Origin of the sequence: Candidatus Electronema sp. JC (assembly GCF_048287365.2) — a bacterium.
GTDB lineage: Bacteria > Desulfobacterota > Desulfobulbia > Desulfobulbales > Desulfobulbaceae > Electronema.
This window is the reverse complement of the sequence record NZ_JBLWEM020000017.1, coordinates 1-14,389: the sequence shown is the minus strand read 5'-3', so window position 1 is coordinate 14,389 and position 14,389 is coordinate 1. Positions and strand designations below refer to the sequence as shown.

13 protein-coding genes are annotated in these 14,389 nt (G+C 56.6%); 9 read left to right on the top strand and 4 right to left on the bottom strand.

Annotated elements, in window-relative coordinates; genetic code table 11:
* Positions 1 to 15: 15 nt before the first annotated feature.
* The 4 genes from ACNKH3_RS02255 to glgP are packed head-to-tail and all read right to left on the bottom strand — an operon-like array spanning position 16 to position 7,044.
* A complete protein-coding gene (locus tag ACNKH3_RS02255; protein ID WP_417916964.1) occupies positions 16 to 3,063 on the bottom strand; it encodes a BPTD_3080 family restriction endonuclease in 3,048 nt (1,015 codons plus the stop codon).
* Positions 3,064 to 3,087: 24 nt separating this feature from the next.
* Positions 3,088 to 4,368, bottom strand: coding sequence for a radical SAM protein (locus tag ACNKH3_RS02250; RefSeq protein ID WP_417916965.1), 1,281 nt, complete (start codon positions 4,366 to 4,368; stop codon positions 3,088 to 3,090).
* Positions 4,368 to 4,799, bottom strand: coding sequence for a hypothetical protein (locus ACNKH3_RS02245; RefSeq protein WP_420208089.1), 432 nt, complete (start codon positions 4,797 to 4,799; stop codon positions 4,368 to 4,370). The genes ACNKH3_RS02250 and ACNKH3_RS02245 overlap by 1 nt, the downstream gene beginning before the upstream one ends.
* Before the next feature lie 28 nt (positions 4,800 to 4,827).
* The gene (glgP, locus tag ACNKH3_RS02240; RefSeq protein ID WP_417916848.1) at positions 4,828 to 7,044 is read right to left on the bottom strand and encodes an alpha-glucan family phosphorylase; all 2,217 of its coding nucleotides are present in this window, start codon (positions 7,042 to 7,044) and stop codon (positions 4,828 to 4,830) included.
* A 235-nt stretch (positions 7,045 to 7,279) separates the two neighbouring features.
* Between glgP and pal the strand changes: the two genes are divergently transcribed.
* From pal to ACNKH3_RS02195, 9 genes are all read left to right on the top strand, one after another.
* Positions 7,280 to 7,834: a peptidoglycan-associated lipoprotein Pal gene (gene pal, locus ACNKH3_RS02235; RefSeq protein WP_420208088.1), complete on the top strand. Its 555-nt coding sequence runs from the start codon at positions 7,280 to 7,282 to the stop codon at positions 7,832 to 7,834.
* Between the two features lie 138 nt (positions 7,835 to 7,972).
* Positions 7,973 to 8,485 (top strand): OmpH family outer membrane protein, encoded by a 513-nt coding sequence (locus ACNKH3_RS02230; RefSeq protein WP_417916850.1) that lies wholly within the window; start codon positions 7,973 to 7,975, stop codon positions 8,483 to 8,485.
* 16 nt (positions 8,486 to 8,501) lie between these two features.
* Positions 8,502 to 9,320, top strand: coding sequence for a DUF3786 domain-containing protein (locus ACNKH3_RS02225; protein ID WP_417916851.1), 819 nt, complete (start codon positions 8,502 to 8,504; stop codon positions 9,318 to 9,320).
* Positions 9,320 to 10,327 (top strand): D-glycero-beta-D-manno-heptose-7-phosphate kinase, encoded by a 1,008-nt coding sequence (gene rfaE1, locus ACNKH3_RS02220; protein WP_417916852.1) that lies wholly within the window; start codon positions 9,320 to 9,322, stop codon positions 10,325 to 10,327. Before ACNKH3_RS02225 ends, rfaE1 begins: the two co-directional genes overlap by 1 nt.
* A complete protein-coding gene (locus ACNKH3_RS02215) occupies positions 10,309 to 11,190 on the top strand; it encodes a YicC/YloC family endoribonuclease (RefSeq protein WP_420208087.1) in 882 nt (293 codons plus the stop codon). Before rfaE1 ends, ACNKH3_RS02215 begins: the two co-directional genes overlap by 19 nt.
* 209 nt (positions 11,191 to 11,399) lie before the next feature.
* Positions 11,400 to 11,669 (top strand): DUF4160 domain-containing protein, encoded by a 270-nt coding sequence (locus ACNKH3_RS02210; protein WP_420208086.1) that lies wholly within the window; start codon positions 11,400 to 11,402, stop codon positions 11,667 to 11,669.
* 3 nt (positions 11,670 to 11,672) lie between these two features.
* On the top strand, positions 11,673 to 11,930 hold the full coding sequence (locus ACNKH3_RS02205; RefSeq protein ID WP_420208085.1) for a DUF2442 domain-containing protein: 258 nt from the start codon (positions 11,673 to 11,675) through the stop codon (positions 11,928 to 11,930).
* 24 nt (positions 11,931 to 11,954) lie between these two features.
* Complete coding sequence (locus ACNKH3_RS02200) at positions 11,955 to 13,691, top strand: GmrSD restriction endonuclease domain-containing protein (RefSeq protein WP_420208084.1); 1,737 nt, start codon at positions 11,955 to 11,957, stop codon at positions 13,689 to 13,691.
* Between the two features lie 103 nt (positions 13,692 to 13,794).
* Positions 13,795 to 14,389: amino acid--tRNA ligase-related protein (locus tag ACNKH3_RS02195; RefSeq protein WP_420208083.1), on the top strand; the 595-nt coding region annotated here is incomplete at its 3' end.

The following is a 14,389-nucleotide window of genomic DNA, read 5'->3' as shown; positions in this document are numbered from 1 at the left end:
TTGCACCTCGTTCTGTCATTTCAATGTAGGGGCGAAAAATTTTTCTCCCCTACATTGATCAATCAATTTACTGAATGCGGCCTCAATCTGAAAGACTTCGGTGAATTCGGCAAAGGCCCAGCGGCCATAGGTTTTGAGCTGATTCACGCCGGGCACCCAAGAGGTTTCCATCGTGGATTTTTTCTCCTTGGCATCTTCGCCGCGATAGCCCTTGATCTCGATAATCAGGTTCAGCAAGTCGTCATCGCCGCAGCCGTCGTCCACCCGGACAATGAAATCAGGCAGATACCTGCGCGTCTCCGAGCCGAGCTGATAAGGAACCTCCAGACCGAGACCGTGATTCTTCACATAGGCACGAACCTTGGGATGCGCTTCCGCCGCCCGGCAGAACTCAGCCTCCCAGTCGCTGTCAAGAACCGCCCAGTTGAGATGACAATGCGCCGAGCTGGTCTGCCAGCGGCTTGTCTTTGAGGTGTTGAAGCGGACGTTTCTGGTCGAGCCGGTCGGGTTGTAGGGATCAAGCATCACCTTGACCGGACGCTCGCCGAGAAAATGCCGGGTGATAGCGGCGGTGATTTTGTTGCAGGCCATGTCGGCCAGCTCCTGATACATCAGCTGCGCAGGACAGGCTCCGCCTTCACAGACAAGGCAGGTGTCTAACCATTGCCGGGTGATGCGCTTGAGCTGGCCGAAAAGATGGAGCTTCGGCTCTTCGCCGGGGTCGCGCCATTTGGTGTAAAGCAGCCGCTTGGCGAGATGAAAGGCCAGCGTGGAGAAGCGCAGCTCGCCCAGATGCTCAAGGCTCATGTCCGCGCTTTCGCCGATGATGCCCGCGTTTTGGGTTTTCGTCGGGCCAACCAAATCAGGCGTGAGCTTCAGAATCGAATCTTCGTTGAAATCCGCGCTCAGACGCTCTTCCGGCAGCTCCACCCGGTAGCCTTCAACGCGGGGAAAACGGATTTCAAGAGCATCGCGCTCAGGGCGCACGGCTTTCACCTGCACGGTCTCACGCGGCTGCTGCGGCGGGGCAATGACCGGTTTGGCTGTGAAATCAAAAGGAATACCGAAAATGTCGGCGTATTCAACGTTGAACAGCCCGTCCTCGTTGAGCCTGTACGACTGGCGGCGCAGGGCACGGCCAATCACCTGTTCGCAAAGCAGCTGGGTGCCGAAGGCGCGGATGCCGAGAATGTGGGTGACAGTGTTTGAGTCCCAGCCCTCGGTGAGCATGGAGACCGAGACCACGCAGCGGATGGAGCCGCCCAGCCTGCCTTCCTTGCCCACGGTGTTCATGACTTCCCGCAGCAGCTCCTGATCGCTGATGCTGCCGCCTGCGCGGGCATCGCCGCTGCGCTCAACAATTTCCCGGCGGAAGCGTTCAATTTCGTCGGCAGCCATGCTGCGAAAGCCGCTGTCCAGCGCGTCGCCTGATTCAAGCTGCTCGCTGTCAATCAGCAGGGTGTTGGGACGCGGCAGCGACGCGCCGCTGCTTTCATCGAAATTGCGGAACAAGGGTAGGCGGCCATTCTCCAACTTGACGGAGCCGTCATCGCCGACGCGGTGGAAGCCGGAGACAAAATCATAGACTAACTTGGAAATGGCCGTGTTCTGGCAGACAATGATGAAGCAGGGCGGAACCTTGATGCCTCTTTCCTGCCACAGGAGGAAGGTTTTTTCGTAATGGCCATACAGGGCCAGCAGCGCGGTCTGCAAGCGGGCAGGGAGTTTGAGCGGGTCCAGCTCGCCGCCGCTGCCGCGCCGCTGTTTCGGCATGTCGCTGCGGATGTTCTCCCAGAGATTGCGGAACATCGGCATTTCCTCGCCGGAAATGTTTTCCGCCACCGGCACGCGCGGCAGTTTGACGATGCCGCACTCAATCGCGTCCATGAGAGAAAAATCGCTCATCGTCCACGGAAAGAGAGTGCCTTCAACGTAGCCGGAACCGCTGAGGAAAAAAGGAGTCGCGGACAAATCAAGTACCCGGCTGAGACCGAGCTTGCGGTTCACGGCCTCAAGCCCGGAAATCCAGAGCCGGGCCGCCTCTCTGTTTTTTTCCGCCTCTTTTTTCTCGTCGCCTTTCAGGACTTCAACATCGTCGTCCCCAGGTTTTTCCCGGTAGCAGTGGTGCGCCTCATCGTTGATGGCAAAAATATTTCTCATGCCCATGAGTTCCGGCATGACCCGCTGCATCATCTGGCCTTCTGTCTCAAGCGTCTTCGGCAGATCACCGGTGCGGCCTTGCAGCAGCTGGCGGCAGCCCTTGGAAAGTTCAAGCCGTTCTCGTAGCTTGAAGGCATGGTAGTTGGTGATGACAATTTTTGCCCGGCTGATGTCCTCCAGCATGTCATCAGGCATCAGCTCGCGCTCTTTGTAATAGCTGTTCGGGTCGTTGGGCTGAAGAACCCGCAGGCGGTCTTTGATGGTCAGACCCGGGGCGCAGATCAAAAAACCGCGTGTGAATTTTTTGCTCCCCGGATGGCGGACCGCATTGACCGTCTGCCACGCGATGAGCATCGCCATCACCGTCGTCTTGCCCGCACCGGTGGCGAGCTTCAACGCAAGCCGCAGCAGCTGCGGATTGGCATCCCTGTTGGCCGCCGCCAGATGGTCGAGCAGCCGCTTTCCGGCGGCTGACTGCGGCGCGGCTTCAGTCAGCCAGATTGCGGTTTCAACCGCCTCAACTTGACAGAAAAACGGGCGGATGTCTCTGAACTGGTGATGCCGCCAATGCTGCAAAAGACGGGCGGTCTCCGGCGTGACCTGCCAGGCGGAACGGGGCAATGTGCGCCAGATGTCCACGTGGCGGCGCACTTCATTGATGATTGAGGTGGGGTCGTACTGCTGCTCGTGACTTGACAGGCCCCTGCCGTCATCAAAAATCAGGCCCGTCTGCTTGGCGGTGCCTTTCCGTTTCTTAGGTCGTGGAATCGGCGTGATAAACTTGGCCGGGCGGCGGGATGCGACTATTTTCTGCGTGGGCTGCCCGTCAGCATCTAATTCCCAGTGCTGTGACGGGCAGGCGTAGGGAGAATTCAGAACAGGGCTGGCAAAAAAATCTGTCATGATCTGCGGCGCGCTGGCGCATCTTCAGCGCAATGCCGGATTGAAATAGCCGAACTTGAGGCGGGGGAACTGCGTCTTCAGCAGCTCCAGCCAGCGGAGGATGCCAAGGGCTGGCTGGCTCGGCGCATGGCCGACAGTCTTCAGGTAATGCTCCGGGTCCATGTTCAGATTGCGGAGCTGGATCAGATCCGGCTGGCAGGCTTCGAGCAACTCGCAGAGGGCGGCGAATTCGTCAGGCGAATCCGTGAAACCGGGCAGGATGAAATAATTCAGCGAGACGTGGCGGCCATGCCGCTTCATCACCTCGATGGTCTGGCGCACCTCGGCGAAGGAGAAATTCTTGGGCCGGTAGTAACGGCGGTGGAACTCAGTGCGGGCGGAGTTCATCGAAACCCGGATGGAATCCAGCCCGGCCTGCGCCAGCCGGTCAACAGCCGCAGGAATGCTGGCATTGGTGTTGAGATTGATCGTGCCCTTGCTGGTCTGCGCCCGCATCTGGCGGATGGAGGACTCCAGCGTCGGAGCTTGCAGCAGCGGCTCGCCCTCGCAGCCTTGGCCAAAGCTGACCACCGCCCGCTCCGCCGTCTCTAAATGCGGCACCGCGATTTCCAGCAGCTCGCTGGTTGATGGGACAAAGTGGATGCGATCCTGCGTGGACGGGCAGCAGCCGCTTGGCTGCTGGGAGATGCAGCCGACGCAGCCCGCGTTGCAGCAGGGCGAGGTGGGCAGCGGGGCTTCCCAGCGGCCAAGGAAGTAGTTGCGGGCCGCCGGGCAGGCGTAGGTCAGGCAGCATTTGCCAAGATGCTGAATCAGACGGTTGTGCGGATATTTCTTCAGCTTGGCCGCTGTCTTTTTGTCAATCTGCTTCTGATTGAAGCCATTGGGATCTTGGCGGATGTCGCTGTCGCTGCGGAAGGCGGCGACGACAAATCTGCCGTCCTGCCAGCCCACAGCAGTGTAAGCAAAAAGCGGCAGCAGCGGGGCGTTTTCCTGCGTCTGATAGGCGGCGGAATACACAGCGGTGTGCGCCGGGGCCATGAAGGCGGCGACAGCGGAAATCTCCGAGCTGCCGTCATAGGGATTTTCATCCAGCAAAGCAGGCTCGCCGCTCTCCGGCTCGATGCCCACCGGCAGCCTGCCGGGCAGGACAAACAGCTCACTGCCCACCGGCAGGGGAATCAGCTCCTCAGGCTCCAGGCGGCGGAACTCGCCCGCGCTGCTGCCCGCCATCTCCAAGCCCTCGTAGTCGATGATTTCGCCCTTGCTGTTGGCGAAGACCAACGAGGGCCGCTGCGTCAGGGCCATCAGTCGTCCGCGCCGGAGCGGAGCTTGGACAGCACCGAGTCCACCACGGCGTAAATGTCCGCGTCGTCGCCGAACACGTCCTGCACCTTGGGATGATTGACTAAGTCGTTGATGATGTAGGCGGTCAGATACAGGCTGAGGATGTTCGGATCCGGCATCAGCGTGCGGATGTCGGCGACCTTGAGGCGGATTTCAAACTCCTCCATATCCGCCGGAGCGCGCAGCTGCCGCTCCATCCCTTCCTGAATGGCCTGAAGGTCAGTGGTCTCGATGATGTGCTCGTCCAAGAGCCGCTGCACGATCTTGACTGCCAGCTCCGGCGCGTTGTCCTTGGCCTTGCTGAGGATGAAGCGGCGCTCCCGCTCCCGTTTGCGGTCGATAGCGTCTATCGCCTTGTTGGTGGAGCCGCTGGGATTGTGATGGCGGGCCATGCTGGTGTTCTCCTTTTTTCTGTGCCTGTTAAGCCTGCGGCTTTGTCCAGTCGCAGGAGTCGCTTTTGTAAAGATTGGCGAAACCGACGACGCGGGCTTCGGTCTTCGGATCGAGCGGCAGCTCGTATTTGCGGACGTATTCCGCCGCCATGCGGTGGGTGTTGAAGATCGGCACATTGAGGCGCAGATTGTTCACCGCCAGCTGGAGGTATTCGTCCGGGCGGCTGTAGAACATGTCCAGCACCTTGGGCAGCAGCTCGTAGAAGGAGCGCGAGTCCTCGGCGTAGAGCAGCGTGGACGGATCCTCGCTCAGGCTGTCGGCGTTGATCGGGCCTTCATAGCCGAATTTCCAGCCGGTCTGTCCCTCGTGATAGCCCTCGACCCACCAGCCGTCCATCACGCTGAGGTTGGGCACCCCGTTCATCGCCGCCTTCATGCCGCTGGTGCCGGAGGCTTCCAATGGCCGCTTGGGGCTGTTCAGCCACGTATGCACGCCAGCGACCATTATCCGGGCCAAAGCCATGTCGTAGCCGGGGATGAAGACCAAGCGGGCGAGGCCGTTGCTCCGTTTGTACAGCTCCTCCTGATTGTCGAGAATCAGCTTGAGCACGGATTTGCCCGGCTCGTCCTGCGGATGCGCCTTGCCTGCGAAGAGGAAATTGACCCGCCAGCCGCCTTTGACTAAAATCTCCGCCAAGGTTTCGAGGTTGTCAAAAATCAGGTCGGCCCGCTTGTAGGTCGAGAAACGGCGGGCGAAGCCGATGGTGAACACGCCCGGACTGAGCAGGCTGCCCTCGCCCTGCTTGAGATGCGAAAGATAGTTGGGCGGGTCAATCCACGTCTCCTCCATCCGGCTGCGGTGCTCGCCGAGCATCCGGTTGACGTAGGCGGTGAGGATGCGGTTGTCCTCCTCCCAGGCCTGGCGGAGCTGTTTGAGGAAGGCCGGAGCACTTTCCATCGCCGCCTCGCCGAAGATGCCGGGATCGTCGCGCCAGCCGAGCAGCTCGTCGGTGCTGTCAAAAACCCGCGCCCGCGCCGGGCTGATCCAAGTCAGATGATGCACGCCGTTGGTCACAGCCCGAATTTTGCTGGCGGATTCCGGAAACTGCTTCCTAGTCACGTCGCGGTGCAGGCGGCTGACGCTGTTCACCGCTCGGTTGACGCGCATGGCAAAGGCGGTGAAGTTGTACTCGTGCGGCGAGTCCGGGTCGCTGGCCAAAAGGTCGAGGATGCGGCAGCCGGTGGCGTGGCTGATGCCGGTGTAGAGCGAGCGGGCGAAGCGGTCGTGTCCGGCTTTCACCGGCGTGTGAATGGTGTAGACGATCCGCCTGGCGGCCTCCTCGGCGGCGGCGAGTATGTCCTCGCGGGCCATTTTCAGGTGATAGTCCTGCCCCAGCCGCTTCTCCAGCTCGCGGAGGATGAGATGGAGAGTGACCGCCACGCCGTGTTGCTCGTTGAGATGGATGGTCTGCGGCGACAGGCCCAGCCGCTCGGCCAGCGGCAGCACGCAGGAGCCGAGCATCCGCCGCTGGTTGGCCTTCATGATGTCGGACTTGGCGCTGTAGAGCCGCAGCCCGGCCTCGCGCACCCACGGCGGCGATGAGGGAATGGAGTAGTCCAGCAGGAATTCCGGCACGAAATAGTCCATTTCCTCGCTGATTTCCATCTTCATCCAGACGTGGGCCTTGGCCTCAGTGGGATGGTCGTACTCGTTGAAAAAAGGCACGGTCAGCTCCAGCGGCTGGCCGGGGCAGTCCGGATCTTGCAGCTGGAAAAGGGTCGGCGTGTTCTCTGGACTCCACTGCATGGCCTGATCAATCTGGCCGACACGGGAGTCGACAAGTTGGGAGAAATAGCCCTCCCGATACAGCAAAGAAACGGCGAAAACTGGAATATGCAGGTCAGCGAAACTTTTGAGGGTGTCGCCGGCCAGCACGCCGAGGCCGCCGCTGTAAATCGGTATTTTGCGCGGGCCGTTCAGATACTTGCTGATCATCTGCCGGACGGCCAAGTCGTCGCTCTCGGTGCGGGCCTGCTCCCGGAGGAAGTCCCGCACCGGATGAAACATGTCCGGATCCGCGCCGATCTCCATCGAAATATAGGCCACCGGCCTGCTGTCCGGCCTGCTCAGGGCCTGCCAGACACGGTCGAACACTGTCTGCGGCACGCCGAAAAAGGAGCCGAAGCGGTTCGTGCAGACCAGCTGCTCCGCGCTGTCAACGTTGACTGATTTTTTGGGAATCACGGGTGGCTTTGCTGCTCCGGCTGAAGGATGCGCTCTCTGCCAGGTCTTGGTTTTTCATCAGAACCTGGCTCCTCAAATGTGTTAAGAGTAGATGGGCGGCGCCGGTTTTGCAAGGGAATTCCTTTTTTCACAGAAAATTATTGAATTTCTCCCCTGTTCTGGTACGATAGAAGGAGCTTGCCCTTAAAAAATACTTACTCAAAGTGTGGAGATGAAGATGCGTTTGAGCAAAACCTTGTGTTTGTGTGTTTTCATGGCCTTGGCCGCTCCCCTTTCTCTGACCGGCTGCGGCAAGAAGAAGCCGGCCGGCGCAGATGAGGCGGCGGCGGGCGCCGCCGCTGCCTCTGACTCTCAGGCGGGCGGCGAGGGGCCGGGATTGGACGAGCCGCTGGAGAGCGCAGGAGCCGGGCTGTACGGTCAGGGGCAGGACGGTGTCTTTTCCGAAGGCCGCACTTCCGGGCCGCTGCTGCCGGTTTACTTCGACTATGACTCCTCCCGGATTCAGGGCGACCAAGTCAGCCGGATCGAGCACAACGGCGATTTTCTGAAAGAGAACGCCGGGAAAAAGGTGCGGATCGAAGGCAACTGCGACGAGCGCGGCACCCGCGAGTACAACCTCGCGCTGGGCGAGCGGCGCGCCAATGCGGCCAAGAAATATTTGGTCAGACTGGGCGTTGATGCCGGACGGGTCACGACTGTGAGCTGGGGCGAGGAGAAGCCGCTGGTTTTCGGCCAGGACGAGCAGTCTTGGGCGCAGAACCGTCGGGCCGACTTCATTTTTGCTGAATAAGGTCTGATCCGCAGAGGACGCAGGCCCTCCAGCCGGGATGCCGGAGGGTCTGTCTGAATGCTTCCCGCATCCCCATGCAGCATTTCCCCCTGCCTTTTTCAGCCCGCATTTATTCAACTTTCTTCAAGGAGACAGACTGTGAACAGAATTGCCGCGTTGTGCGCCGCGCTTTGTATTTTGCTGACCGTTTCCTCTGCCGTTGCGGCGGAGATCAAGACAGCCGTTCTCAACATTCAGGACGTGCTGACCAAATCCTCGGCAGGTTTGGCGGCCAAAGATAAAATTGAAAAGCGGATGCAAGACCTGAAGGCATCGCTGGACAAGGACAAAAACCAGCTGCTTGCCTTTCAGGAGGAGATGAAGAAGAAAGCCTCGGTCTGGAGCGAGGACAAAAAGCAGGAGCAGCTGCTCGAATTTCAGAAAAAGCGGCGCGATCTGGAGGCCAAGCAGGACAACGCCAATCTGGAGATGAAGAACCTTCAGGACCGCTATTTGGCCCCGATCATGAAGGAGCTGGAGAACATCGTCCGCGAGGTCGCCAAAAGCAAGGGCTATTCGTTAGTGCTGCCCAGCAACGCAGTGCTTTATTACGACAACTCTGTCGACCTCACCGCTGACGTGACCAAGAGTCTCAACGCCAAGTTGAAATAATTTTTTCCGCAGGCGGATGAATCCCTACCAGTTTCTCCGGCACACACCCGGCAGCAACTGCGGTCAGTGCGGCTGGCCGACCTGCTTGGCTTTTGCCGCCGCAGTCACCAAAGCCGGGGCTTCGGCGGTCTCCTGCCCGTATTTGAAGAAAGACGGGCTGCCGCCGGAGCTGCTTGGCGGCAACAGCGCGGCGGCGGACAGCTTGGAGCGCGGCGAGGCGGAGCGGCAGACCGCCTTGGCCGTGCATCTTCGCGCCAAAATGCAGGGGCTGGATTTGCAGCAGATCGCGCTCCGCATCGGCGCAGCCTGGTCGGCGGATGAACCGGATGTCCTCCGCTTCTCCTTCCTCAACCGCCCGGTCCGACTTGGCGCGGCAGGCATTGCGCTTGACGGCAGCGAGCCTGCCGATCCCAGAGACCAAATCCTTCTCTATAATTACGTCGCCTTCGGCGGCGCGGGCCAAGCAAGAAGGCCGGACGGCACATGGATCGGCATGGAGAGCCTGCCGAATTCCATTTCCAAGATCCGCACATTGGCTGCGTACTGCGAGGATCGGCTGGCCGAGCGTTTCAGCGGCAGGGCCGACCGGCTGACCGAACTCTGCGCCGCCCTTGGCGCAACGCCCGCTGAACAAAGCGCGGATGCAGCTTTTCTTGTTCCAGCATTGCCTTGCGTTCCTCTTCTTCTGCTGTTCTGGGAGGCGGAGCCGGAAGACGGTTTCGCGGCCAAAGTGAAAATTCTCTTTGATCATCATGTGCTGGACTTCCTTGATCTGGAATCCCTTGTTTTTGCCGCCGAGCGCATGGCGGACCGTCTCCTGGAGCTTGACCGCTGATGCTGCCTGACGCAATTGACCGTTTTGCCGAGGCTAACATTCTTGTCATCGGCGACGTGATTCTTGACCAATTCATCTGGGGCACAGTTTCACGAATTTCCCCGGAAGCGCCGGTGCCGGTGGTCAATGTCACCAAAGAAGAGCTGCTCCTTGGCGGCAGCGCCAATGTGGTGCGGAACATCCGCTCGCTCGGCGGGCACTGCGCTTTGTGCGGCATCATCGGTGACGACGCGATGGGCAACGAGCTGCTGCGTCTGATGCGGGAAGCGGGCGCGCCGACTGACGGCCTGATCAAAGGCTTCCGCCCGACCACGATCAAGACGCGGGTGGTGGCCCAGCGGCAGCAGGTCGTCCGTTATGACCGCGAGCAAAGCGGCCCGCCTTCGGAGCGCACTTTGCAGGCCTTGTTGGCCTATTTAGAAAAGAACGTGGCCAATTTTGACGCAGTGCTGGTTTCGGACTATGCCAAGGGCGTGGTCTGCGGCCCGCTGCTGGAGCGGCTGAACGAGCTGCTGGCCGGGCTGCGTGGCAAAGGCCGCGCCCTGCCGCTGATTGTTGATCCCAAGCCGGTCAACGCGGCCCTCTTCGCCGGAGCGACAGTGATCACCCCCAACAATTTTGAAGCAGCGCAGATCAGCGGCATGGCGATCACAGATGAGCCGACGAGCGTGCTGGCTGCCGCCCAGAGCATCAAGGCCCGGCTGCGCTGCGGCGCGGTGCTGATCACGCGGGGCGAGGCGGGCATGGCCTTATTGGAAGGCGACAAGGACTTGGTCACGATCCCCACTGCGGCGCAGGAGGTCTATGACGTGACCGGCGCGGGCGACACCGTAGCCGCGACCCTCGCCCTTGGCTTGGCCGCGGGCTGCTCAATGACAGATGCGGCCATTATTGCCAATCATGCCGCCGGCATTGTCGTCGGCAAGGTCGGCACTGCCTCGGTCAGCCGCGAGGAGCTGCTGGCCGATTTGAACAAGGAGGAGAGACGATGCGACCGCGCAGCATGACCGGCTTTGGCCGGGGCGAGGCAAGCGAGGGCGGACGGAGCTGGACAGCAGAAATCCGCACCGTCAACCACCGCTTTTTGGATCAGCGGGTGACGCTGCCCGCCGCCTTTGCCGGGCTGGAGGAACGGGTAAAAAAGCTGGTGGCCGGGCAGCAGGACCGGGGCCGAACGGAAATCTGCCTCACCTGTCAAGGCGAGGTCTCCGGCGCGGCGCAGCTGACCGTGGACATGGAGCTGGCCCGCCAGTATCACCGCTGCCTGCTTCAGCTCAAGGAGCAGCTTGGCCTGAGCGGCGCGGTGGAGCTGCGTGATCTGCTCGCCCAGCGCGGCATCATCATCCAGCAGGAGCAGAGCTTGGATGTTGAGCAGGAATGGCCGCTGATTGAGCAGGCGGTTGCAGCCGCCCTCGTTGACTGCGCCCGGATGCGCGAGCAGGAGGGGCTGGCCCTGAAGACGGAGCTGAACAGCCGCCTTGATCAGTTTGCCGCCTTGGTCGCGGAGATTGAAAGCGCGGTGCCGCAGCTTGTTGCGCAGCGGCATCAGGAGCTGAAGGAGCGCGTCGCCAAGCTGCTGGCAGGCATGGACATCGACCCGGCCCGGCTGGCGCAGGAAGCGGCGGTCATGGCAGACAAGGCCGATGTCACTGAGGAAATTGTCCGCCTGAGCAGCCATATCAGCCAGTTCCGCAGCTTCTTGGACAGTGATGAGCCGTGCGGCAGGCGGCTGGATTTCCTCCTGCAAGAGTTCCTCCGCGAGGTCAACACGCTGGCCTCAAAGATCTCCAACGCCGCCGTGGCCCGCCTTGGCGTGGAGATGAAGAACGAAATTGAGAAGCTGCGCGAGCAGGTGCAGAATATCGAATAAAAAACGAGAAAAATAAAGTGCTACGACTGCAAGCCGCTTTTAAATTTCGGTGTGTTTCAGGAATTGAACGACCTGAATTATTTTTTCATGGCGAAGGTGGAGCACGGCACAGTTGTCTGGCCGCACGAGCAGGATATTTGCCCTGCACCTTGTAGTTGTTGGAAGGCAAAGAAAGGCTGTAGAAATTTTTTTAAAGCGAAGTGAGTGACATGCCAGTTGTTTCAGCGTTTTATGGATTGATCATTTCCCTATATTACAGGGATAACAAAAGGCATCACAAGCCTCATATTCATGTGTGGTATCAGGACAGCGAGGCGGTGCTTTCAGTTCCTGAAGGGGAACTTATAGAGGGCAGCCTTCCAAACAGCAAGATGAAGCTCGTTCTTGCATGGATGGAAATCCACAAAGATGAGCTTTTAGCGGATTGGAAGCTCGCTGCTGATGGGCAGCAGATATTCAAGATTGATCCGCTGAAATAAGACATGAACCCGCGAGTGAAAGACGTTTTTCCAAGAAAAGATCACACATTGCTCATTGTGTTCAAAAACGGAGAAACAAAGCTCTACGACTGTAAGCCGATTTTAAATTTCGGTGTGTTTCAGGAATTGAACGACCTGAATTATTTTCTCATGGTGAAGGTGGAGCACGGCACGGTTGTCTGGCCGCACGAGCAGGATATTTGTCCAGACACCTTGTATTTGGAAGGCAAAGAAGTCGAGAAGGAATGCAACGCAGTTTGAATAAAAAAACAACAGGAGATAAGCATGAAGACATCTAATTATAACACGCTCGCTCTTCTCGATTTAATCAAGTCGAAAAAATACAGGATTCCGCAATTTCAAAGGAACTTTAGGTGGACACCATCGCAAGTGAAGTTATTGATAGATAGCATGGCAAGAAATTATCCGATGGGTTCGTTGTTAGTTATGGCGAAAAACGAAAAATTACCAATGCATTCTCGGTATATTGATGCAAATATCGATTCTGATGATTCATGTGAACAGTACAATGATTCTGACAACATTTTTTATATCCTTGATGGGCAACAAAGATTGACATCTATTGCTCGTGTCTTTCTTAATGCAGATATAAACAGAACTTTTTATTTCGATTTAAAAAAAATGGTGATTGGTATAGTTGATAAAGATGATGACACGTCATGGATTGTAACACGTGCTAAAAATGTTGAACGACTTGATAAAGGAAGATTGCTTAGAGCGGATATTGCTTTATTTGATAGTAAAAACACAGAAAAATATGTATATAATTACATAAGGAGTTCTGGTGATTTTCACGAATTTGAAGAAGATATGGACTCGCAGTGCGAGGCTGCGGCAAGAATAAAAGATGTGTTTGAAATATTAAGAAACTATCAAATACCTATTGTAGAGTTAGAATCAGATGCTGGATTGAAATCAATCTGTAGAGTTTTTGAGACTATTAATTCAACTGGAACTCGCTTGACTACTTTTGATTTAGCTGTCGCCAGATTTTTTCCTAAACCAGATCTTAAATCAAAATGGGAAGAAGCAAAAAATTCTTGTCCAGTTTTTTCTGAATTTGATGTAGATGGAGAGAGAGTTTTACAGATTATAGTTCTTAGATATGCTGAAGGGAAAAATAATAATGACGATACATTTGTCGAAGTAAACCGAGGTACACAATTACAGCTTTCTCCAGATTATATAGAAAAAAATTGGAATGAAGCAGTAAAATCGCTTGTTCGTGCCTTTGAATGGGCAAAAAGTATGGGTGCCCGTCCAAAAACATTGACGAATCATGCTCTATTAGTAGCTATAGCTGCCCACTGGTGTTCCCGTCCAATGCTGCCTCCAGACCATCTTTTGCTGAAACGATGGTTTTTCAGCAACCTCCTTCAAAAAGGAGCTACTCAAGCATCCAATTATAGAATCAGTCTTTATTTTAAACTGCTTCGTGACCTCGCAGCAGGAAAAATTGACAGAGAAACTATTCCTACAGTACGTCTAACAACAGATGATATAGTTGGACTAACTCAAGGTTCAGATAGTCGTTTTAAGGCATTGCAGTGCATCCTTTCCGCTGCGGTCAAAGAAGATTTATATAGTGGAGAAACTTTAGCTAATGAAGATATTGAAGAGCATCATATTTTCCCAAAAGCTTATTGTAGTAGGGAAAAATTAAACACTAAACTATGCGAATCAATTGTGAATAGAATTGCAATTTCAAAAAAGAGTAACAGGAAACTTAACGATACTTCTCCTGTAGAATATTTTAACGATATTATCAATCAAGCAAAAGATAACGGAACTATTCCTGGAGCTACTGCACGTCTTCAGGCATGTTTTATCCCCGATAATGATTCAAAGAATTTAGATAAAATTATAGAGCAATTCACTCCGGCACGATTTGAATCATTTATGAAAAGCAGAGCGAATCTTCTTTTGAAAGAAATTCAGAAAGTTATCGGGGATTCTTTGGAAATTAAACAGAAACCAGAAAATGAGGATGAGGATGAATAGGTTGCATATTCTTCTTGTTTAAAAAGAGAAGACACCCTAAAAATAAGACAAAATAATCATCTTCTACGTTGTTTTGAACTTTTTCGCACAATAAGAGACACGCATGGAATCAATGGGAGCGCTGCGGCGCACACATGACTGCAACACCCTCGGCCTCGACAACCTGAATCAGGAGGTCGTTCTCATGGGCTGGGTTCTTCGCCGCCGCGACCACGGCGGTGTTATCTTCATCGACCTCCGCGACCGCTGGGGCATCACCCAGATTGTCTTCAACCCGGAAGTCAACCCCGAACCGCACGCCAAGGCGCACCAGCTGCGCTCTGAGTGGGTTTTGGCGGTGCGCGGCAAGGTCGAGGCGCGGCCCGGCGACATGGAGAACCCGAAGCTGAAGACCGGGGCGATTGAGATCATGGTCAGCGAGCTGCGCGTCCTCAACACGAGCAAAACCCCGCCCTTCCCGCTCGACGAGGACAGCGAGGTTTCGGACAACATCCGCCTGCAATATCGCTATCTTGATTTGCGGCGGCCCGAAATCGGAGCCAACCTCGTCATGCGGCACACGGCGACGCAGGCGGCGCGGAGCTTCCTCTGCGAGAACGGCTTCTTGGAAATCGACACGCCGATGCTGACGCGCTCCACGCCGGAAGGGGCGCGGGATTATCTGGTGCCGAGCCGGGTTAATGCGGGAAAATTCTTCG